Below are 22,209 nucleotides of genomic sequence, written 5' to 3'. Positions count from 1 at the left end.
CGCGCCAGCCTTCCGAAAAAGCCCCCTCAGCCCTTCTTGCGCCCCTTGGCCTTGGTCGCCGGCGCATGGGCGAGACGCAGCAGATTGGCGGCCCCGGGCGCCCCGAAGGGCGTGCCGGCCAGGATCAGGATGCGTTGGCCGGGCTCGGCCAAACCGTATCGGACCGCCCCTTCCACGGCGTCGTCGGTGACGGCTTCCAGCGAATCGGGCTGGTCGCCCAGGCGCGGCTCCAGCCCCCAGACCAGGGCCAGCCGACGGGCCGTATTCGGATTGGGCGTCAGCACCAGGATCGGCTTCAGCGGCCGCTCACGCGCCATCCGCCGGGCCGTGCCACCCAGGGTGGTGAAGACCACCAGACAACCGGTGGACGGCGCGCTGGCCGCCATGGCCGCCGCCCCGACCAGGGCGTCGACGTCATGTTCGTCCATGCCGGCGTGTTCGGCGCCCATCAGCTTGGGCCACATCGGATCGCGTTCGACCCGTTCGATGATCCGGCTCATGATCTCGACCGATTCCAGCGGATAGTCGCCCGACGCCGTCTCGGCCGACAGCATCAGGGCGTCCGCGCCTTCATAGACCGCATTGGCGACGTCGGTGGCCTCGGCGCGGGTGGGCGACGGGGCGCTGGTCATCGACTCCAGCATCTGGGTCGCCACGATCACCGGCACGCCGCGATTACGCGCCGCACGGACGATCTGCTTCTGCGCCACCGGCACGTCCTCGGGGTCCAGTTCGACGCCCAGGTCGCCGCGCGCCACCATGACCCCGTCGCAGTAGTCGAGGATGGCCTCCAGATCGGCCAGGGCCGCCGGCTTCTCGATCTTGGCCAGGCAGGCCGCCTGACCGTTCACGATCCGCTTCAGCTCGGCCATGTCCTCGGGCTTCTGCACGAAGCTGAGGGCCACCCAGTCCACGCCCTGACGCAGGGCGAAGGCCAGGTCCTCGCGGTCCTTGGGGGTCAGGGCCGAGACGGGGATGACGGCCTCAGGCACGGCCACGCCCTTGCGGTCCGACAGTTTCGTGCCGCTCTCGACCGTCACATCGGCCCAGTCGTCGGTCCGGTCGTTGACCCGTAGCCGCACCCGGCCGTCGTCCAGCAACAGCAGCATGCCGGTGCGCAGGGCCTTGAAGATCTCGGGGTGCGGCATCTGCACCCGGGTCTCGTCGCCGGGCGTCGGGTCCAGGTCGAACCGCATCTTGTGGCCCGGCTTGACGGCGATCTCGACATCCTTGAACCGGCCCAGCCGCAGCTTGGGGCCCTGCAGGTCGGCCAGAACGCCCAGCGGACGCTGCAGCGCCATCTCGGCCCCACGCACGGCCTTCAGGGCGGCGGCGTGGTCCTCGTGCGTGCCGTGGCTGAAGTTCAGGCGGAAGACGTCCACCCCCGCCTGGGCCAGGGCCTTGACCGTGCCGGGGGCGCGGCTCGCGGGACCCAGGGTCGCGACGATGCGGGCGCGGCGGGCTCTGTTCATGGGGACGTTTCCTGTTCGCTTCCGAGGCCGCCCAAATCACGCCCCGAAAAGGGACGGTTGGACGATTTGTCCCCTTCTGCCGATGAAACGTCCCCGACGTAAGGTCACGCCCCCGCTGGGAAACACGAGTTTACGACGCGAAACAGGAGTTTATCGCGCCGGGCTGGCCTCCGTCGCCGGGCAGTCGGCCACGGCGAAGCCGTTCAGGTCGATACAGCGCCCCTCGACCTTGGGCGCCGGCACCCCGATCACATGCGCCAGGGTGGGGGCGATGTCGATGGTGCGGATCGGCAGGAAGCGCTCTTCGCCGGTCGCGCCGGGCCACCAGAAGATGATCGGCACGCGGCGGTCATATTCAAACGGGCTGCCGTGGCCGGCCAGGGTGCTGCCGACGCGGCCGCCTGCAACGACGTTCTGGGCGAAGGAAAACTGGATGTCGGGCGACCGCTCGGCCACGGTGGACAGACGCATCCGCTCGCGCAGGCTCATCATCTCGGGCTCGCGGCTGTCCGGCAGGGGTTCAGCCAGCAGACGGTCGCGCGTTTCGGCGAAACCGACGTCCGGCAGCGCGCGCAGCAGTTCGACGGCGGCCTCGGCCACCTGGGTGCGCAGCGGATCGGGCAGCGACCGATGCTGGGCGTCTGCGACCATCAGGCCGCTGCCGCCCGCCTGAAGCGGATCGGCGTCCAGATTGAAGCGGGCCTTCAGCGCGTCGTTCACGCCCTGGATCTCCGACAGGTCGGCGCGGCGCGCGTGGGGATAGCCGTGGTCGTGCAGCCGCTCGACGAAGTCCGAACCGCCATGGTCCGCCGTCAGCACCACCAGGGCGCCGCCGGGAACCTGGGCCAGCCGGTCCAGGAACTCGCCCAGGGCCGCGTCCAGCCGGTGCATCTGCTCGCACATCTCCGGCCCCTGGGTGCCGTACATGTGGCCGATCCGGTCCGTCGCCGACAGGCTGACGCCCAGCATGTCGGTCGTCGCGCCCTGGCCCAGCTTCTGGGTGTCCAGCAGGTATTCAGCGGCCTTCAGCGTCTGCTCGTCCAGCAGGGGCGAGGTGTCGAACTTCAGCCCCGCCGGCGGCAGGGTCGAATGGAAGGTCTGGCCGCGAATGGTCCAGTCCCTGGCCAGCGCCCGGCACTGGTCATTCGTGTAGTTCCAGGCGACCGGCGCCAAGCTCATGCCCAGGCGGAAGTCGCGATTGAAGTCCGCCACGGGCGCCAGCTTGGCCTGCGCCGTCTCGCCCGGCTCGACATAGGTGGTCAGGCCGAAGCCCTCGGTGAACCAGAAGGCCTGACCCTGATGGCCGGCCAGGTTGATCGCGCCCCGGTCCTTGCCCGAGACGGCGAAGACCTTGCTTTGCGGGCTGACGACCTTCAGCCAGTCGCCCAGGGTCGTGGCGTGCAGTTGTTCTGGGCCGACCGGGCCGTTGTCGACGTCGTCGCGTCCGTTCGCCAGGTGGTTGGCGGGCGCGGCCAGGCAATAGACTTCCTTGCCGGTCTTGCCGTCGATCCAGTCGTTGGCCGGGATTCCGGTCTCGGTCGGATGCATGCCGGTCAGAACCGTCGAGTGGCCGGGGCAGGTCTCGGTCAGGCCGTGGGTCTGATAGCCGTTGATCGACACCAGCCCCTGGTCCGCCATCCGGCGCAGGCCGCCCGTGTAGCGGCCGCGGTACTGGTCGAACAGATTGGCGCTGAACTGGTCCACCACGATGGTGACGATCAGCTTCGGAGGCGTCAGGGCCGCAACGGAGGCCTGTGGAGCCGGGGTCGGCGTCTGGCTCTGTCGCGCCATCGCTGGAACGGCGGCGCCGACAAGCGAAACAGCGGCCAGGGCCGCGAGGGCGGTGCGCGACAGGGACATGAGCTTACTCCGGAGACAGGCGTGGGGGTCTAGCGGGCCGGGATTGCAACAGCGTGACAGCTACGGCCCTGGGAGATTTAGTGCGCGGGCTTGGCCCGCAGCCGGCCCAGTTGATGGACCAGCACGGCGATCAGGCCGCCGACGATCACGCCGATGATCGCCGACCCCAGGGCCGTCACGAACCAGCTGACGATCCCATGAAGCGGACCGGTCGCGGCCCCGACCGCATGGGCCAGATGCTCAAGCGGTTCGGCCGGCCAGTGCAGGCCCAGCTTATGGGTTCCGTGAACCAGAATGCCGCCGCCGACCCACAACATGGCGGCCGTGCCGATGGCCGACAGGGCGTCCATCACCACCGGCATCCCCTTGACCAGGCCGCGGCCCAGGGCGCGCACTCCGCCGTTGGGGCGCTCGGCCAGATGCAGGCCGATGTCGTCCATCTTCACGATCAGGCCGACAGCCCCATAGACCGCGACCGTCATCGCGATCCCGACCACGGCCAGAACCGCCGCCTGGGTGAGGATCGGCTGGGCGGAGACGTCGGCCAGGGCGATGGCCATGATCTCGGCCGACAGGATCAGGTCGGTCCGAACCGCCCCCGCCACCGTCGTCTTCTCCAGGGTCGCCGGGTCGCCCACGACCGGGGCGGCGTCAGCGTGGCCGCCGTGCCCGAAGGCCTCCATCAACTTCTCCGCCCCTTCGAAACAGAGATAGGCCCCGCCGCACATCAGCAGCGGCGTGATGGCCCAGGGAGCGAAGGCGCTCAACAGAAGGGCGGCCGGCAGGATGAAGATCAGCTTGTTACGGAACGACCCCAGGGCGATCTTGCCGATGATCGGCAGTTCGCGGCTGGGCGACAGGCCGGTGACATAGCGCGGCGTCACCGCCGCATCGTCCACCACGACCCCGGCGGCCTTGGTCGAGGCCTTGCCCGCCGCCGCCCCGACGTCGTCGATCGACGCCGCCGCCATCTTGGCGATCCCCGCCACATCATCGAGCAGGGCGATCAGACCGGAAGGCATGCGGAAATCCCGAGATTGCGCCGCAACAAACGGCTCGTCTCCCGCCTAGGGCGCGCCGCCCGTTTTGTCGAGCGCATCCGCACAAGAGCGAAAGCCCCGCCGGCGAACCGGCGGGGCTTCCATTTCGAACGCATTTCCGATGTCGATTTTTCTTAGAACTTACGGCCTACCCCCACAGAAACGACCCACGGGTCCAGATCCACATCGCTCTTCAGAGCGCCGTCGTTGATGTCGGCGTCGATATTGACCCAGACCTTCTTGACGTCGACGTTCAGGTTCCACGGCCCCTGGATGCCGATGTCGGCGCCCGCCTGCAGGGCGTAGCCGAAGTTGTCATCTAGATCGACTTTGAAGCCGTTCTTGTCTTCGCCGCTGTAGAACAGCATGTAGTTGACGCCCGCGCCGACATAGGGGCTGAAACGACCCTCGGTCAGCGGGCGGTATTGCAGGGTCACGATCGGCGGCACAACCCAGGTTTCGTGCACGGCGACGTCGGTGGCTCCGCCCTGGGCGCGGATTTCGTGCTTGGTCGTGCCCAAGATCGCCTCGACCGCCAGATGGTCGGTCAGGAAGTAGGTGAAGCCCAGTGTCGGCATGACACTGTCGCCCACATCGACCTTCAGGCCGGAATCGACGCCGGCGGCCGTGGTGATGGCGTTGTCAGCCTCAGAGAAGACATCGGTCACGCGGCCGGTGATGATCCAGTCGCCCTTCTTGGGCATCTCCCAGGCGGCCGGGCTCTGCGCCAGGGCCGGCGCAGCGAAGGCGGCGGCGGCGACGGCTGAGAGGATCAGGGTTTTCAGTTTCATCTTGCTCATCCCCGACGCCCGCTGCCGCCTCATGCGACTTGTCCGAGCGTCTTGACGGGGAAATGCGCGCCCTGCCCCGCCTCGGCCTTGATTTAGCGCAAACCCCGCCAAGGGTTGGACAATCTGTCCATTCAGACCACGCGGGCGTGGCGTTTCTCGATGTCGGCGGCGCCCGGATCAAAGGCGGCGCAGACGGCGCGAACGAACGGCCGGCCCAGATCCGTGACGGTCACGGTCGTCCCGTTCACCTCGATCAAGCCGTCCAGTTGAAACCGCTGCAGCCGCGGCCAGACCGCAGCGACTTCCGCAAGATCACGACCGCGCATGCGGGCGATCTCGGCCACGTCGACCGTGAAGTCGCACATCAGCCGTTCGATGATTTCGCCCAAAAAGGCGTCGCGCGGATTCAGGGCCACGCCGCGCGCGACCGGCAAGGTTCCGGCCGCGACGTCCGCGCGCCAATCCCGCTCCTGCGCATGGTTCTGGACAAAGCCCTGGGGGGTGCGGCTGATCGAAGAGGCGCCCAGGCCGATGAGCACCGGGGCCTCGTCGGTCGTATAGCCCTGGAAATTGCGATGCAGCCGACCGGCGCGGACGGCCGCGGCCATGGAATCATGCGGCAGGGCGAAATGGTCCAGACCGATGGCTTGCCAACCCTTCTGCACCAGATACCGCGCCGCCGCCTGACTCTGGGTGAAGCGCTCCTCGGGTCCGGGCAGATCGGCTTCCTTGATCAGTTTCTGGTGCGGTTTCATCCACGGCACGTGGGCGTAGCCGAACAGGGCGATCCGTTCGGGCCGCAAGACAGCGATCTGCGCCACGGTCGTGACGACATGCTCGGCCCCCTGAAGCGGCAGGCCGTACATCAGATCCAGATTCAGCGACGTGACCCCCTGGCCGCGCAGCGCCTCGGCCGCCCAGCGGATGGTCTCGAAGGATTCCGGCCGGTTCACCGCCGCCTGCACCTTGGGCGACAGGTCCTGAACCCCCAGGCTGGCGCGGCTCAGACCGATACGACCGGCCGCCTCGACCCATGCCTGGGTCAGGACTTCGGGATCCAGTTCAGCGGCGATCTCGAAACAGTCGCCCAGGTCGAACCGGGCGGCCAGACCGGCGAACAGCCGCTCCAGCTCCTCGGGGGGCAGCATGTTGGGCGTGCCGCCGCCCAGGTGGATCGAACCGACCCGCACGGGGCGGCCGATCCGTTCGAGCACGAGATCGGCTTCCTTCAGCAGCAGGTCCACATAGCTGGTCATGACCCCGACGCGGTTCATCGCCCGGGTGTTGCAGCCGCAGTACCAGCACAGCCGCTTGCAGAAGGGGATGTGCAGATACAGCGACGCCGCACGATCAAGGGGCGCGGCGCCGAGCCACGCCCCCCAATCGGCGGCCCCGACGGCGGGCGTGAACTGCGCCGCCGTCGGATAGGAGGTGTAGCGCGGCGCGTGGGCGTCGTAGCGGGCGATAAGCTCGCGCGTCGTCAGCGCGCCGGTGGGGCTAGAGAGGGACATCGACCTCTTTCGACGCATCGACCGACAGGCCCTCGTCGCCCTCGTCGAACAGGTGGAACTCGTGCCACAGGCCGTTCAGCACGCCGAAGCCAACCGCCAGTCCGACACCCAGGATCCAGGAAAAATACCACATGGCTTGATGCTCCTTGAGCTCAGTAGAGGTCGGGGTTGGTCTTGAGGGCGGCGGTCGAGGTGCGGCCCCACAGGACGGAATAGACCCAGGTCGTGTAGATCAGGATCAGCGGCAGGAAGATCGCCGTGCAGATCAGCATGATGAACAGGGTCAGGTGGCTGGACGAGGCGTTCCAGACGGTCAGGCTGGACTGGGGATCGACCGAGCTGGGCAGGATGAAGGGGAACATCGACAGGCCGACGGTGGAGATGATGCCCACGGTCGACAGCGAGGAACCGCCGAAGGCCAGGGGGGCCGACCGAAGCCACATGCCCGCCAGACCGACCACCGCGCCGACAAAGCCCAGAGTCGGGGCGATCATCATCCACGGATAGCGGCTGTAGTTGTCCAGCCAGGCGCCCGGCGCGGCTTCGACCGTCGTGCGCAGCGGGTTGGAGAAGCCCTGCATGTCAACGGCGCCGGCGATCCGGAAGCCCACGCCGCCGTAGGCCATATAGAGGCCGCCGGCCGCGAACAGGACCAGGGCCAGAACGCCGGCGACGGTGCCGATCAGGCGCGTCCGGTCCAGCACGGGGCCTTTTTCAGCCTTGATCGACAGCCAGGCCGCGCCGTGCAGCAGCAGCATGGCCACCGACAACAGGCCGGCGATCAGGCTGAAGGGGGTGAACAGGCCCAGCAGATTGCCCTCGTAGAAGGAGCGCAGGTCGCTATCCAGGCGGAAGGGCGCGCCCAGCAGGACGTTGCCGACCGCGACGCCGAACACCAGGGCCGGAACGAAGCTGCCGGTGAACAGCGCCCAGTCCCAGAAGGACCGCCACTTGGGCGACGGACGCTTGGAGCGATACTTGAACGACACGGGCCGCAGGATCAGGGCCGACAAGACCAGGAACATGGCCAGGTAGAAGCCGGAGAAGCTGACGGCGTAGACGAAGGGCCAGGCGGCGAAGATGGCGCCGCCGCCCAGGATGAACCACACTTGGTTGCCCTCCCAGGTCGCGCCGACGGTGTTGATCACCATACGGCGCTCTTCATCCGTCTTGGCGACGAAGGGCAGGAGCGAGCCGACGCCCAGGTCGAAACCGTCGGTCAGGGCGAAGCCGATCAGCAGTACGCCGAGCAGCCCCCACCAGATCAGACGTAGGGTGGCGAAGTCGAGGGGAAGATCCATGGTCGGATGTCCTAAAATCTCTCTGGGTCAGGCCACGGCGGGCGCGGCGGGGCGCTGGCTGGGCGATTGGGCCGGGGCTTCAGGCGTAGGTTCGCCGAACAGTTCCTGCTCGTGGAACGGCCCCTTCTTGATGGCGTAGAGGAGCAACCGGACCTCGACCACAGCCAGGGCGCCGTACAGGGCGGTGAAGCCGATGATGGTCGCCCACAGTTGGGGCACGCTCAGGGACGAGGCGCCGAGGAAGGTCGGCAGCACGCCTTCGACCGCCCAGGGCTGACGTCCGAACTCGGCCAGGATCCAGCCGAACTCGATGGCCACCCACGGCAGCGGCAGGCACAGGACGGCCAGACGCAGGAACCAGCGGGTCTGATGCTTGCGCACGGTGCAGAGGTAGAAGGCCGTGGCGAAGAACAGGATCATGAACATGCCGATGCCGGCCATGATGCGGAAGCTCCAGAACAGGGCCGGCACGTTCGGCACCGTTTCCCACGCCGTCTTCTGGATCAGCTCAGGCGAGGCCATGCGCGGATCGGCGACGTGACGCTTCAGCAGCAAACCATAGCCCAGGTCGCGACGATGGGTTTCGAACACGCCGCGAGCGACGGGATCGGCCGGATCGGCCTTGACCTTCTCCAGGGCGTCATAGGCGATGACGCCGGATTCGATACGGTCCTCGGCGGTGGCGACCAGTTCGAAGATGCCTTCGACCGGCTTGTCGATGGTGCGGGTCGCGATCAGACCCATGACCCACGGCACATGGACGCCGTAGTGGGTTTCGCGATCCTTCATGCTGGGAATGCCGATCAGGGTCAGGCCAGCCGGCGCAGGCTCGGTGTGCCACATGGCCTCGAGCGCAGCGAGCTTCATCTTCTGGTTATCGGTCAGGTTATAGCCCGACTGGTCGCCCAGGACGACGACGGACAGCGAAGCCGCCAGGCCGAAGGCCGAGGCCACGGTCATCGAGCGCTTGGCGAAGCCGACGTGCTTGCCGCGTAGCAGATAGAAGGCCGAGACGCCCAGAACGAAGACCGAGGCGCAGACATAGCCGGCGCTGACGGTGTGGACGAACTTGGCCTGGGCCACCGGGTTGAAGACCACGGCCATGAAGTCCGTGACTTCCATTCGCATGGAGTCCGGATTGAAGGCCGAGCCCACCGGGTTCTGCATCCAGCCGTTGGCGACCAGGATCCACACAGCCGACAGGTTGGTGCCGAGCGCCACCATGAAGGTGACGAACAGGTGCGCCGACGGCTTCAGCTTTTCCCAGCCGAAGAACATCAGCCCGACGAAGGTGGCTTCAAGGAAGAAGGCCATCAGCCCTTCGATGGCCAACGGGGCCCCGAAGATGTCGCCGACATAGTGGCTGTAATAGCTCCAGTTCATGCCGAACTGGAACTCCATGGTGATGCCGGTCGCGACGCCCAGCACGAAGTTGATGCCGAACAGCACGCCCCAGAAGCGGGTGATCGTGCGCCAGATCGGCCGGCGGGTCATGACATAGATCGACTCCATGATGACCAGCATGAACGACAGCCCCAGGGTCAGGGGCACGAAGAGGAAGTGATAAAGGGCTGTCAGCGCGAACTGCAGCCTGGATAGGTCGACGACCGCGAGGTCGATCATGGCTCAAGGCTCCTTGTAGCCGGCCCCGACGACCGACGTTTCATACGCCCTTAAACGAAGGCGGGGCGGTCGCCTTGATTTCGATCAAAGCCCTCTGTAGCCCCAGGTCGTAGTGGACTGATCGTCCTTGGACATTTCGCCCAACGACGGTTTGTCCAATGGCTTTTGGGGCCGTCCCACGGCTGGAGTCCGCAAATGACATCGGCGCCGATCACAGCCTCCTCCCCTGCGGCCTGGCTGAAACAGACGGCGGCGCCTTGGCGTCGACTGACGGTCCTGGCGGGGCTTCTGGCTGTCGCTGACGTGGCGCCGGCCGTGGGCTTCGCGGGCGGCCTGGCCATGACGGTCGCGACCTTCGGATCCTCGCCCTTGGCCGCCGCGCCTTGGCTGCTGCTGGCCGTGTTCAGTCTTATGGCGCGCGGCCTGATCGGCCAGGCGGCGGTGGTGGTCGGCGCGCGCCTGGGCCGGTCGATCAAGACAGACGTGCGCGACCGGCTGCTGGCCGACCTGTTCGGACGCGGCGGCCGCGCCGACGACCGGCTGACCGCCGTGGTCGAGGGCGTCGGCGCGCTGGACGGCTATGTGTCGCGGTTCACGCCTCTGAAGATGGCGGCGGGTCTTTCGCCACTGCTGATCATCGCCGTGGCCGCCGTCGCCAGCCCGTTTTCGGCCGGCATATTTCTGTTCACCCTGCTGCCCTTCATCTTCGGCATGATCCTGGCCGGCACGGCTGCGGCGGGTGAAAGCCGCCGCCAGTTCCAGGCGCTGGAGCGTTTGTCAGGTCTGTTCGTCGACCGGGTGCGCGCCCTGCCCGCCATTCTGGCCTTCGACGCCCGCGCCCGCACCACCGCCGACATCGCCCGCGCCTCCGACGAGTTGGAGCGCCGCACCAACCGCGTGATGCGGATCGCCTTCCTGTCGTCCGGCGTGCTGGAGTTCTTCTCGGCCCTGGCCGTGGCCCTGATCGCCGTCTACTGCGGTTTCAACCTGCTGAAGCTTCTGCCCTTCCCTGCGCCTGAAACGCTGGACCTGCCGCGCGCCTTCTTCGTTCTGGCCCTGGCGCCAGAAGTCTATCAGCCGCTGCGCCGACTGGCCGCCGCCTATCACGACCGCCAGGCCGCCGAATCCGCCGTGCCCGCCCTGGTCACGCCGGAAAGCCCCACGCGGGATCGCCACATCCTGCCCGAAGAGGCGCCGGCGATTCGCTTCACCAAGGTCGCCATCGCCTATGGCGAGGCCGCGCCGGTGATCGCCGATTTCGACCTGGAGGTCCGTCCCGGTCAGATCGTGGCCCTGATGGGCGCCAGCGGCTCCGGCAAGTCCAGCCTGCTGCATCTGTTCCTGGGTCTGTCGCCCCTGACGGCCGGCGAGGTCGAGGTCGGTGGGGCGCGCCTGAGCGAGGCGGGCGATTTCGCCGGCCAGATCGCCTGGGCCAGCCAGAACCCCATCGTCGTGCCCGGCAGTCTCGGTGACAATATCCGCCTGGCCGACCCGTCCGCCTGTCCCGGCCGTATCCTGGTGGCCGCCGGCGAGGCCGGCCTGTTCGGCGATCTGGACCGGCCCATCGACGAACGCGGCGGCGGCCTGTCGGGCGGCGAACGTCGGCGGCTGGGCCTGGCCCGCGCCATTCTGAAACGCGCGCCCATCCTGTTGCTGGACGAGCCGACGGCCAATCTGGACCCCGCCTCCGAAGAGGCCATGCTAGACCTGATTCGTCAGGCGACGCGCGGCCGCACGACCCTGATCGCCACCCATTCCGCCGCTGTCGCGGCGATGGCCGACCGCGTGGTGCGCCTGTGACCATGACTGTGAACACGACCTCGCCCTCGCGAATCGGCGAACTGATCGCGGCCCAGCGGCGCGCCCAGCGCGGCCGCCTGCGCATCGCCGCAGCCGGCGGCGCGTTCGTCGCGGTGGCAGCCACCTGCCTGCTAGGTCTCTCGGGCTGGTTCATCACGGGCGCCGCCATCGCCGGCGTCGCCGGATCGGCGGCGGTCCAGGCCTTCAACTATATGATGCCCAGCGCGACCATTCGCATGTTGGCCATATTGCGCACCGGCGCCCGCTATATCGAACGGGTCGCCGGTCACGAGGCTGCGTTGAAAGCCCTGGCGCGGCTGCGTCCGCAACTGTTCGACGCCCTCGCCTCCGCCCCGCCCGCCCAGGCCCTGGCCTTGTCGTCCGGCGAGGCCTCGGCCCGACTGGTGCAGGACGTGGATGCGGTCCAGACCCTGTTCGTGCGTCTGTCGGCGCCCTGGGCCTTGGGTGCGGGCGCCGTTTCGGCCGCCCTGCTGGCCGGCATGGCCAGCCCCATGGCGGGCCTGATGCTGCTGCTCGCCATGGGACTGAGCGCGGCGGGTTCGGTGCTGATCGCCCGTCGCCTGGCCGCCCCCGCCGGACGAGAGGTTCAGATCGCCACGGGCGTTCTGAAGGATCGGCTGACCGCCCTGGAAGCCGTTTCTCCGGAACTGAAGGCCTATGGCCTGGACCGCTGGGCGGCCGGCGAGGCGGCCCAGGCCGCCGCCCGTCTCGACCGAAGCCAGATCGTCCTCAGCCAGGCCGGCGGCTGGATGGCCGCCTGGCAGGCGACGGTCACGGGCCTGGCCGTCGCCGCAGTCGTACCCGCCACCCTGGGCGCCGCCCTGCCGATGACGGCCCTCGCCGCCCTGGCCGCCGCCATGGGGATCGAGGCCGCCGCCGGACTGGTCGGCGCCCTGCAACAGAACGGCGCCGCCGTCGAAGCCGCCCGGCGGCTGGACGCCCTGGCCTCGGCCCCGTCGCTTGCGTCTTCGCCCGCCCCCTCGGAGGCGAGCCTGGTCCTGTCGGCGGACGGCGTTCAAATGGCCCCGCCGATGCGCCTGGGCCTGATCGGCCCGTCCGGGTCGGGCAAGACCACGCTGGCTGAACGACTGGTCGGCCTGCGCGACGCCCTGGCGGACGAGGCGCGCTTGGGCGGATTGGACATCGCCGGCGTCGCCCCGGACGACCGCCGCCCCCTGTTCGCCTACGCCGCCCAGGACATCCGCCTGATCGACGGCACGATCCGCGACAATCTGCTGCTGGCCGGCCCCGCCGAAGACGGCGCGCTGTGGCGCGCGCTGGAGGATGCGGCCCTGGCCGAACGGGTCCGCGCCGATCCGGCCGGCCTGGACGCCCGCGTCGGCCCCAATGGCGAGAGACTGTCTGGCGGCGAGCGGCGACGGCTGGGCCTGGCTCGCGCCTATCTTCGGTCCGCGCCCTGGCTGGTGCTGGACGAACCGACCGAAGGCTTGGACCCGACGACCGAGGCCCAGGTGCTGGCCGCGCTCGACCGGCGTCTGAAACACTCGGGCCAGGGCCTGATCGTCGTCAGCCACCGCCCCGCCCCGACACAGCTGTGCGACCGGGTCATCCGGGTGGAGGGGATCGCCGAAGACGGAAAGGTCCGCCTGACCGTCACGCGTCAGCTGGCGCCGGTCTAGACGGTTCTATCGCTGGACGACGAAACGGGTTTCAGACTTCGCCTTCGGCGATGTCGCGAAGGCGGTCGGGCTGTTCGATCCGCAGTTCGTTCAGCGACAACAGGCGGATCACGCCGGTCGTCTTCAGCTTGGTCAGAACCCGGCTGACGGTCTCGATGGTCAAACCCAGATAGTCGGCGATTTCAGACCGGGTCATCGGCAGCCGGACCTGATCCTCGGTCGACGGCCGCAGGGGATCGCGCGTCGGCAGGTCCAGCAGGAAGGAGGCGATCCGTTCCTGGGCCGTCTTGCGGCCCAGCAACAGCATCTGATTCTGCGCCGCCGCCAGTTCGTGGGTCGCCCGGTCCAGCAAGGCCTCTTCCAGCAAGGGCCGCTCACGGATCAGGGCGCGATAGTCGGTCTTGCGGAACCGGCACAGGGTCGCGTCCTCGATGGCCTCGCCGGAAAAGGCGTAGTCCTGGCCCGTGGCCAGACCGACGAAGTCGCCGGCGAACAGGAAGCCCGTGATCTGGCGCCGCCCATCCGGCAGCAGCTTGTAGATCCGCACTGAACCCGAGGTGATGTTGAACAGATGGACCGCCGGATCGCCTTCGCGGATCAGGGCCTCGCCCGCCTTCAGCGTCACCCGTTCGGCGATGGCGTCGAGACCGGCCAGATCGGAGGAATCCAGGCTGCTGCACACGCTGAAGGCCCGCGCGCCACAAGCGGAACACACCGACTCCTGTCGGCGTTTGGCGCAGTCCGTGGGCAGGGATCGGAGTTCGAGCATGACGAAGGAGGTTAGACTTCGTCACCGACGCACGCAAACGGATTGATGGAGATCAAGGCGGCCATTTCGTCCACGGCTTATGGCGGCGAAAATGAGCGCCCTCCAGTATCGCCGCCTGAACAGCGACGAAGCCGACCAAGCCTATGTGTTGGCCCACATGGGGAACCCCAGTCTGACTCTGGAATCCTGGCGCGCTGTCGTGGATTCGGCCCCGGCCGTCGGCGGGGTCATCGCGGCCGTGGCGAATGACTGCGTCCGGGCCATACTGGCCTATTCCATCTCGACGACGTCCTCGGGCGAGCGGCAGTTCATGGTCGACACCCTGGTCGCCTTCGACCTGTTGCGGCCGGAAAAGCTGATCGAACCGCTCGTCGCCGCCGCCTGCGATCTGGCGCGCAAGGGGTGCAGCTCCATCGGCCTTTCCAGCCGAATCGACGCGCCGGGCTATGACGCCGTCATGCGCCAGATATCCGACGCCGCCGTGCTTCACCGCGTCATCTGATCCCGTCCTGCGCAGCCTGGCCGTAGCGTCGCGCCAGGACCGCACAGGCGAACAGCTGGATCTGGTGAAACAGCATCAGGGGAATGACGATCAGGCTGACGCTCTGCCCCGCAAACAGGATGGCGGCCATGGGCAGGCCGCTGGCCATGCTCTTCTTCGAGCCGCAGAAGACGATGGCGATCTCGTCCTCACGCGAAAAGCCCAGCCGCCGGCTGACCAGGGTCGTAACCGCCAGAGCGACCGCCAGGATCAGAACGTCCAGAACCACCACCAGCCCCAGGTCCAGATGAGACAGGCGGGTCCAGACCCCGGACACCACCCCGGCGCTGAAGGCGACATAGACGACCAGCAGAATCGAACCCCGATCCACCACCGAGGTCAGACGGCCGTGCCGCGTCAGCCAGCCGCCGATCAGGGGCCGCGCGGCCTGCCCGACGACAAAGGGCGCCAGGATCTGCAAGGCGATGCCTTCGATGGACGACAGCGACACGCCCGCGCCGCCCACGGGCAGCAGCAGCATCACCAACAGGGGCGTGATGACCACTCCGGCCAGATTGGACACCGAGGCGGCGCACAGGGCGGCCGGCACATTGCCCCGCGCGATGGCGGTGAAGGCGATGGAGGATTGGACCGTCGACGGCAGCAGGCACAGATAGAAGAGGCCGATCCTCAGATCCTGAGCCAACCACGGCCCCGTCGCCCAGAACACGGCCAGGCCCATCAGCGGGAACAGCAGGAAGGTGGAGGACAGCACCATCCCCTGCAACCGCCAATGCGACAGTCCCGCCCAGACGGCGCCGGGCGACAGACGCGCGCCATAGAGGAAGAACAACAGGCCGATGGCCGCCGTCGCCGCCCCTTCGGCGACGTTCGCGCCCGCGCCGCGAGCCGGAGCCAGGGCGGCCAGAACCACCGTGCCGATCAGCATCAGCAGGTAAGGGTCGATCCATCGGCGCAACGCGTTCATGGCCCGGTCCTAGGCCGCGCCTCAGGCGAACGGCAAGCCCCGCATCAGATCGTCATCGGAGGCGAACCGATTCTGATCGTTCAGTTCGCACGCTCGGATCGGGCGACAAAATAGGGCAACAGCCCCGCCACCACCCGCCGACTGGCGTCCTCGTCCTGGTCGAGCATGTTCCTGAGCGGAGTTCCGATCAGGGCCTCGCCGAACGCGCTCAGCGCGATGAAGAGGACCGCCGAAGACAGTCGGTCCCGGCTGGCGTCGGACGGGTCGCCCAGTTTCTCCTGAATCACGTGGACCAGCCCGTTGACGGCGTCCCGAACGGGTTCGAGATGTGAGAGATCGCCCTTCAGCACGATCCAGGCCGCCAACTTGCCCGCCCCGCCTTCGGCGAAGGCGTCGAATACGGCGGTGACCAATTCCAGCGGCGCCCCCTCATCGGTACGCAGGCGCGCGATCGCCGCCTCGAGGTCGCGAGACAGATCCGCCACCATCGAACCCATCAAGGCCGACTGAAGCCCCTCGGCCGACCCGAAGTGATGGATCAGATTGGCGTGGGTCATTCCGAGGTCATCGGCGACGGCCTTCAGGGTGACGGAGTCCGGCCCTCCGGACAGCAGTCGCGCACGGGCGCAGACCAGGGCCTCCAGACGGGCTTCATCAGGGGTGCGACGACGACGACGAACGCGCTCTATTGACATTAGTGTTAGTTACATCCATGTAGATAGCAACTGGTTAAGCTCAGTCCTGGGAGAGAGCAAGTGACAGCCGAACTAATGGTCGCGGACGCCAAATTCGATCCGCAAACCCGCACGCCCAGCCGGCTGCGTCCCCGACGCGTCGAGCCGCTCCGGGCGCTTCGCGCCTTGCGCCGTCTCATCGCCGACAAGGAAGACACGACTCAGGTGTTCGAGATCATGAACGCTCTAGCCGGGCGTTCCGTCCGCCGGGGCTATGAGAAGATGCTCGAACAGCCTGAAGGCGCTCGGCAGGCCTATATGATGGTGGAATTGGCGGACCGCCTGCATGATCGGGCGTGGCTGGAGTCGCTCCCGCCGGGCACGGTCGGCCGCGCCTATCTGGACTTCATCGACGAGCGGAACCTCTCGGCCTACGGTCTGGCCGGGGAAAGCCGCAAGGTCGCGGACTCCGAGATCGAAGCCGCTCACCCCTACGCCTGGTATGCGCGTCGACTGCGCGACGTGCACGATCTTTGGCACGTTCTCACCGGCTATCGCACCGACGCGCTCGGAGAAGCCTGTGTGGTCGCCTTCTCTCTCCCGCAGACGCGAAGCGCGGGCTTTGGTCTCATCGCGGCCGGTGTTGCGATCGAAGCCGCCCGGGCCCGCACGGGCCACCCGTGTGCGCGCGCCGTTCTTCAGGCCTGGCTTCGGGGCCGCCGGGCGGCCTGGCTGCCGGCGCTGGACTACGAGGCGCTGATGTCGGTGCCGCTGGAGCAGGCCCGCGCCCGTCTCGGCCTGTCCGGTCCGACCCTCTACGACCGGATTCCGGTCGAACTTCGCAACAGCCTCCTGGTCGCGGCTTGATGGCGCCCCTTTCAGCCGTCCTGATCGCCGGACTTCTGTGCACGGCGGTTGCGGGGCCGGCTGCGGCGGCGGACAGTCGGCTTTTGGGACGATGGCGCACCGCCGCCCAGGGGGGCGTGGTCGAGATCCACGCCTGCGGCTCGGCCCTGTGCGGTCGGCTGGTCGATGCAGCGCCGCTCCGGCGCAATCCGGACCAAAGGGACGTTCGCAATCACGATCCCGCGCTGCGCGACCGTCCGCTGCGCGGGCTGAGGGTTTTGGAGGGATTTCGCGGCGGCCCGACGACCTGGACCGGCGGGCCGCTTTACGACCCGGACAGCGGGCGGCGCGCCGCCAGCGGGCGTCTGGTCCTCATCGATCCCGATCACCTTGCGGTGCGAGGCTGCATCGCTCCCCTGCTCTGCCGAACCCAGACCTGGGTGCGGCTGCCCTAGGGCCGCCGGTCAGGCCATGGCCCGACCGGCGGCGCGACCCGTAAAGAGGCATCCGCCCAGGAAGGTGCCTTCCAGGGCGTTGTACCCATGGGCGCCGCCGCCCCCGAACCCCGCAGCTTCGCCGGCCGCGTACAAGCCTTCGAGCACTGTTCCGTCAGGCTTGAGAACGCGACTGTCCAGATCGGTCTGAATCCCGCCCAGGCTTTTGCGCGTCAGGACATGCAGCTTGACGGCGATCAACGGACCGGACCGGGGATCCAGAAGGCGATGCGGTTTTGCGACCCGGGCGAGACGATCGCCCAGGTATCGGCGGGCATTGTGAACGCCCTGGATCTGGAGGTCCTTGGCGTAGGGGTTGTCGATCTGCGCGTCCCGGGCCGCGATCACCCGCCGCACCCCCTCGACGTCCAGCAGGGGCGTCGGGGTCAGAGCATTCATCCCGGCGACGAGGTCGCCGAGTGCGTCGGCGACCACGAAGTCGGCGCCGTGCGCCTTGAACGCCTCGACCTCCGGCGACGCGCCCTTGCCCAACCGGGTTCTGAGCACTCTCAGCCAGTCTCCAGAGGTGATGTCGCCATTCTGCTCCGATCCGGAAAGCGCGAACTCCTTTTCGATGATCGCCTGGGTCAGAACGAACCAGGAGTGATCGTGCGCCGCCAGGTCGGGCGTGGTGCGCAGGTGGCGAAGAGTCGAAAGCGTGTCATAGCCCGGCAGGGCCGGGAACGGCAGGCGGCGCCCAAGGGCGTCGAGCCAGAGGGACGACGGGCCGGGCAGGATGCGGATGCCGTGCCCTGGCCAGATCGGGTCCCAATTCCGCAGACCCTCGACATAGTGCCACATCCGGTCACGGTTCACGACGCGGGCCCCGGCCGCCTCGGCGATGTCCAGCCCCCGTCCATCGACATAGGCGGGCACGCCCCTGACCATCTCGCGGGGCGGACTTCCCAGGCGCGCGGGCCACAGACGCCGCACCTTGTCATGATCCCCGCCGATCCCGCCCGTCGCGATCAGCACCGACGGAGCCCGCAGGGTGAAGGACCCCACCGCATCCCGATTGGAGGCCCGGCCGCGCCCCGCCGCGTCCGGCGCCAGTCGAACGCCTGACACCCCTGTGACCCGCCCCGCTTCAACGATCAGGTCGTCGACGCGACAGCGCGGGTGATACGCCAGCCTGCCGCGTGTCTCGGCATCGCGCACGCGAGCCGCGAACGGGCCGCTCACGCCCGTCCCGGTGCCCCATGCGACATGGAACCGGGGGACCGAGTTGCCGTGACCATCGGCGCGACCGTCCCCCCGCTCGGCCCAGCCGACCATAGGCGTCAGTCGTATCCCGTGACGCCGTAACCAGGCGCGTTTCTCGCCGGCCGCAAATTCGACATAGGCCTTTCCCCACCGCACCGCCCACTCATCCTCGGCAAGCGCGCCGTCCAGCCGATCCCAGCCCGCGCTGCCCCGCCAATCCGACCAGGCGAGATCAAAGCCGTCGCGGACGCCCAGGCGACGCTGCTCGGGGCTGTCGACCAGGAACAGGCCGCCGAATGACCAGTGGGCCTGCCCGCCCAGGTTTGCGGCGTTCTCTTGATCCACCAGCGCCACTCTGCGGCCGGCCTGAACCAGCTCGTTGGCGGCGACCAGGCCCGCCAGTCCGGCGCCGACGATCACGGCATCACAGTCCATCCTGTTTCCCCTTTTTCGCGACGCGCGCGGGCGAAGATCGACATCCGAACTCCCCCGTTCCGGATGACCGTCAACCAACACTGCTGTCAATATGTATTGACATGACGGTGAGTAGTGCGAAGTTGCCGACAACCGCCGGTGGCCCCGCCCCGTCGAGCGGAAACATCAGGCGGGAGGAAACGCACATCACGCGCCGCCGACAGACCGGCGCGCTTCGGGAGGATTTCATGGCTTCAGCGGTCAGCATTCGCGCGCGCCTCGCGCTCTCGGTATCGGCGACAGCCTTCCTGATGACCGGCGCGCCCGCGCTGGCGCAGACAACCCCACCTCAGCCGGATTCTGCTCCCGTCGTCGTGGACGACATCATCGTCACCGCCCAGAAACGCGAACAATCCGTGCAGGACGTCCCCATCGCCGTCACCGCCCTGTCGGCCGAGGCCCTGCAGTCGCGTCAGATCGATGGGGGTTCGGAACTGCTGCGCGCCGTGCCGAACGTCACCTTCTCCAAGTCCAACTTCAGCATGTACAACTTCTCGATCCGCGGGATCGGGACCAAGGCCGTCTCGGCCTCCAGCGATCCGGCGGTGGCCGTCAGCTTCAACAACACGCCCCTTATCCGCAACCGCCTGTTCGAGCAGGAATATCTGGACGTCGCCCGGGTCGAGGTGCTGCGCGGGCCGCAGGGCACCCTGTACGGCCGCAACGCCACCGGCGGCGTCGTCAACATGTTCCCCGAACTGCCCAAGTTCCGATCCGAAGGCTTCGCCGCGGGCGAACTGGGCAACTATGACAGCCGGCGCGGCCAGGCCATGCTCAACGTCCCCTTCGGCGACACATTCGCCGTGCGCGGCGCCTTCGGCTTCACCCAGCGCGACGGCTTCGACTACAACAGCTTCAACGACACCCATGTGAACGACCGCGACCTGTTCACCACTCGTCTGTCGGCCCGCTGGGAACCGACAGCGCGGTTCCGCGCCAATGCGATCTGGGAGCATTTCGAGGAAGACGACAATCGCTCGCGCACCGGCAAACAGCTGTGCACCACCGATCCGGGTCCGACCCAGGTCGGTTCGGCGTCCATCACCACGGCCTACACCCAGGACCAGCTGAGCCAGGGCTGCCTGCCCGGTTCGCTCTATGCCGACGCCGCCTATGGCGCGCCAAACGGCGGGTCCTTCGGGCCGGTTCGCCTGCTCGGCACGGCGCCGAACCTCGGCTTTGGTCCCAATTTTGAATCGATCAACCTGATCCCCCTCGGTTTCGACCCCTATGAAGGCGTGGTCCAGTCCCGCGATCTGAGAGAGATCGCCACCAGCTATGATCCGGTGTTCCGCGCCGAAAACGATGTGGTGCAGGTCAATCTGGAATTCGATCTCAGCGACACCCTGACACTCTATTCCCAGACCGCCTACGCCAAGGACGACTATTATGCGTCCCAGGACTATGCCCGCTACGTCTCCAACCCCGCCTTTGTGGACAGCAACAGTGTCTTAGACATCTTCGGCGATCCCGCGCCGTCGACCGCGACGCCGGGCGGGGTCTACACCGACCCTCAACTGGGTCCGTCAGACCGCATCCTGGCGGTGGACATCAGCCAATCGGACAATCGGCAATGGTATCAGGAGTTCCGGCTTCAGTCGAAGGGCGAAGGTCGATTCAACTTCAGCCTCGGCGCCAACTATCTCGATTTCAAATCTCAGGACGATTATTACGTCTTAAACAACACTTTCTCGCTGATCGCCGAATATTTCTACAACTTCGATTACCTACCGAACGGCGGAATCGGGACGCGGCCGTGCGACGACACCCAGCCGTTCGAATGCGTCTATGTCGATCCCAATCCGCTCAGCGAGATTAATGGAGAGGGGCACAACTACTTCCGCAGCAAGAACGTCATTCACACCCGGTCCTGGGCCGTCTTCGGTGAAGGATATTGGGATCTGACGCCTGAGCTGAGGCTGACCACCGGCCTGCGCTATACCGAGGATCGCAAGGACACGACCCCCTATCCCAGCCAACTGCTGCTGGGCGCCAATCTGAATGGCGATCCGGGCCTGGCCACGGGCGGCTATGTGCGCAGCGGCTATTACGCCCTGCCCGACGTCGAACAGAAATGGGAGGCGGTCACCGGTCGGATCGTGCTGGACTGGACGCCGGACCTGTCCTTTACCAACGACACCCTGGTCTATGCGTCGCTGTCGCGCGGCTACAAGGGCGGGGGCACCAATCCGCCCCGCCTGGACCTGAACCCGACCGTGGTCCAGTACCAGCCGCTGGCCGGCACCTTTGAGCCAGAATACGTCAACGCGTTCGAGATCGGGACCAAGAACTCGCTTCTGGACGGCATGCTCCGACTGAACGCCACCGCCTTCTACTACGACTACAAGGACTACCAGGTCTCCCAGATCGTCGATCGCATCTCGCTGAACGAAAACTTCGACGCCAAGATCTGGGGGCTTGAACTCGAGACCGTCTACAAGCCCACGCCCAACTTCCAGATCGACGCCAATTTCGGGTATCTGAAAACCCGCGTTGCAGATGGCGAGGGTTCGATCGACGTGATGAATCGGACGCAGGGCAACGAAGACTGGATCACCCTGCGGCCGTGGATCCAGGTGCCGTCGAACTGTATCGCGCCCAGAGACCTGGCCGAGCAGATCCTCAACAGCCCGTTCGGAACTGAACTCGCGATCTTCTCTCTCAGCGCCCTATGCGCCGGGTCGTCGCGGTTCGGGACCTTCAATCCCGATCTGGCCTCCAGCCTGCCCTTCTGGCAGTTCTACGGCTTCACCTACGATCCGCTCACCGAGGCGCCGAACGGCGGGCGGGGCTTCGAGGCCGACCTGAGCGGCAACGAACTGCCCAACTCGCCCAACTGGACCGCCAACATCGGGGCCCAGTACAGTTGGTTCCTGGGCGATTGGGACCTGACCCTGCGCGGCGACTACTATCGCCAGGGCGAGAGCTTCTTCCGCGTCTACAACACGGAATATGACCGGCTGGAGGGCTGGGACAATCTGAACCTCTCAGTGTCCCTGACCAACGAGGCGCGGGGCCTGAAGCTTCAGGCCTATGTCAAGAACGTCTTCGACGATGCGCCCATCGTCGACGCCTTCACCAACTCGGACGACACCGGGCTGACGACCAACGTCTTCACCTTGGACCCGCGGCTGTTCGCCGTGCGGCTGACCAAGTCGTTCTGAGATCGCCGACAGGCCGGTCGACGACCGGCCGCCCTGCAAGGCCGTCCCCCCGGCGTC

General features: G+C 67.4%; 18 protein-coding genes. 6 read left to right on the top strand and 12 right to left on the bottom strand.

The genetic code is table 11. The annotated features are described in order from the left end of the window. Window positions 1-26 precede the first annotated feature (26 nt). The 8 genes from pyk to GYM46_RS12635 form a co-directional block, all read right to left on the bottom strand. Window positions 27-1,472, bottom strand: a complete 1,446-nt coding sequence (gene pyk, locus GYM46_RS12670; RefSeq protein WP_008262602.1) for a pyruvate kinase — start codon at window positions 1,470-1,472, stop codon at window positions 27-29. Between the two features lie 150 nt (window positions 1,473-1,622). Further along, complete coding sequence (locus tag GYM46_RS12665) at window positions 1,623-3,332, bottom strand: alkaline phosphatase family protein (RefSeq protein WP_008259564.1); 1,710 nt, start codon at window positions 3,330-3,332, stop codon at window positions 1,623-1,625. A gap of 77 nt (window positions 3,333-3,409) precedes the next feature. Beyond that, the gene (locus GYM46_RS12660) at window positions 3,410-4,354 is read right to left on the bottom strand and encodes a DUF808 domain-containing protein (RefSeq protein ID WP_008264144.1); all 945 of its coding nucleotides are present in this window, start codon (window positions 4,352-4,354) and stop codon (window positions 3,410-3,412) included. Between the two features lie 152 nt (window positions 4,355-4,506). Beyond that, window positions 4,507-5,172 (bottom strand): OmpW/AlkL family protein, encoded by a 666-nt coding sequence (locus tag GYM46_RS12655; RefSeq protein WP_008261548.1) that lies wholly within the window; start codon window positions 5,170-5,172, stop codon window positions 4,507-4,509. Between the two features lie 122 nt (window positions 5,173-5,294). Then, on the bottom strand, window positions 5,295-6,674 hold the full coding sequence (gene hemN / locus GYM46_RS12650) for an oxygen-independent coproporphyrinogen III oxidase (RefSeq protein WP_008259457.1): 1,380 nt from the start codon (window positions 6,672-6,674) through the stop codon (window positions 5,295-5,297). Next, window positions 6,661-6,807 (bottom strand): cytochrome bd-I oxidase subunit CydX, encoded by a 147-nt coding sequence (cydX, locus tag GYM46_RS12645; protein WP_008259678.1) that lies wholly within the window; start codon window positions 6,805-6,807, stop codon window positions 6,661-6,663. Before cydX ends, hemN begins: the two co-directional genes overlap by 14 nt. Window positions 6,808-6,826: 19 nt before the next feature. After that, complete coding sequence (gene cydB / locus GYM46_RS12640; protein WP_008258857.1) at window positions 6,827-7,975, bottom strand: cytochrome d ubiquinol oxidase subunit II; 1,149 nt, start codon at window positions 7,973-7,975, stop codon at window positions 6,827-6,829. A 27-nt stretch (window positions 7,976-8,002) separates the two neighbouring features. Beyond that, the gene (locus GYM46_RS12635; RefSeq protein WP_035308384.1) at window positions 8,003-9,595 is read right to left on the bottom strand and encodes a cytochrome ubiquinol oxidase subunit I; all 1,593 of its coding nucleotides are present in this window, start codon (window positions 9,593-9,595) and stop codon (window positions 8,003-8,005) included. A 198-nt stretch (window positions 9,596-9,793) separates the two neighbouring features. Between GYM46_RS12635 and cydD the strand changes: the two genes are divergently transcribed. Next, complete coding sequence (gene cydD, locus GYM46_RS12630; protein ID WP_008258957.1) at window positions 9,794-11,398, top strand: thiol reductant ABC exporter subunit CydD; 1,605 nt, start codon at window positions 9,794-9,796, stop codon at window positions 11,396-11,398. Between the two features lie 2 nt (window positions 11,399-11,400). Next, window positions 11,401-13,059 (top strand): amino acid ABC transporter ATP-binding/permease protein, encoded by a 1,659-nt coding sequence (locus tag GYM46_RS12625; protein ID WP_040349707.1) that lies wholly within the window; start codon window positions 11,401-11,403, stop codon window positions 13,057-13,059. 31 nt (window positions 13,060-13,090) lie between these two features. On the opposite strand, the gene GYM46_RS12620 is transcribed toward GYM46_RS12625, so the two are convergent. Next, window positions 13,091-13,741: a helix-turn-helix domain-containing protein gene (locus GYM46_RS12620; RefSeq protein WP_008262215.1), complete on the bottom strand. Its 651-nt coding sequence runs from the start codon at window positions 13,739-13,741 to the stop codon at window positions 13,091-13,093. 178 nt (window positions 13,742-13,919) lie between these two features. Between GYM46_RS12620 and GYM46_RS12615 the strand changes: the two genes are divergently transcribed. Next, the gene (locus GYM46_RS12615) at window positions 13,920-14,330 is read left to right on the top strand and encodes a hypothetical protein (protein ID WP_155988139.1); all 411 of its coding nucleotides are present in this window, start codon (window positions 13,920-13,922) and stop codon (window positions 14,328-14,330) included. On the opposite strand, the gene GYM46_RS12610 is transcribed toward GYM46_RS12615, so the two are convergent. Together GYM46_RS12610 and GYM46_RS12605 are read right to left on the bottom strand one after the other, a co-directional pair. Next, window positions 14,323-15,297: a bile acid:sodium symporter family protein gene (locus GYM46_RS12610; RefSeq protein WP_008261800.1), complete on the bottom strand. Its 975-nt coding sequence runs from the start codon at window positions 15,295-15,297 to the stop codon at window positions 14,323-14,325. The genes GYM46_RS12615 and GYM46_RS12610 overlap by 8 nt on opposite strands. A gap of 80 nt (window positions 15,298-15,377) precedes the next feature. Further along, window positions 15,378-15,992 (bottom strand): TetR/AcrR family transcriptional regulator, encoded by a 615-nt coding sequence (locus tag GYM46_RS12605; RefSeq protein ID WP_008261603.1) that lies wholly within the window; start codon window positions 15,990-15,992, stop codon window positions 15,378-15,380. Window positions 15,993-16,052: 60 nt separating this feature from the next. Here GYM46_RS12605 and GYM46_RS12600 point away from each other — a divergent pair, with 60 nt between their 5' ends. Continuing rightward, window positions 16,053-16,838: a Coq4 family protein gene (locus GYM46_RS12600; protein ID WP_231492528.1), complete on the top strand. Its 786-nt coding sequence runs from the start codon at window positions 16,053-16,055 to the stop codon at window positions 16,836-16,838. Further along, window positions 16,838-17,272 (top strand): DUF2147 domain-containing protein, encoded by a 435-nt coding sequence (locus tag GYM46_RS12595; RefSeq protein WP_008261622.1) that lies wholly within the window; start codon window positions 16,838-16,840, stop codon window positions 17,270-17,272. The genes GYM46_RS12600 and GYM46_RS12595 overlap by 1 nt, the downstream gene beginning before the upstream one ends. Before the next feature lie 9 nt (window positions 17,273-17,281). Here GYM46_RS12595 and GYM46_RS12590 read toward each other — a convergent pair whose 3' ends face one another. Continuing rightward, complete coding sequence (locus GYM46_RS12590) at window positions 17,282-18,949, bottom strand: FAD-binding dehydrogenase (RefSeq protein ID WP_035309095.1); 1,668 nt, start codon at window positions 18,947-18,949, stop codon at window positions 17,282-17,284. Between the two features lie 227 nt (window positions 18,950-19,176). Here GYM46_RS12590 and GYM46_RS12585 point away from each other — a divergent pair, with 227 nt between their 5' ends. Further along, entirely contained in the window at window positions 19,177-22,152 is a 2,976-nt protein-coding gene (locus tag GYM46_RS12585) for a TonB-dependent receptor (RefSeq protein ID WP_035309098.1), read from the top strand. Window positions 22,153-22,209: the final 57 nt, after the last annotated feature.

This window comes from Brevundimonas mediterranea (assembly GCF_011064825.1).
GTDB lineage: Bacteria > Pseudomonadota > Alphaproteobacteria > Caulobacterales > Caulobacteraceae > Brevundimonas > Brevundimonas mediterranea_A.
The sequence above is the reverse complement of the archived record's forward strand: the minus strand, read 5'-3'. Positions and strand labels throughout refer to the sequence as shown.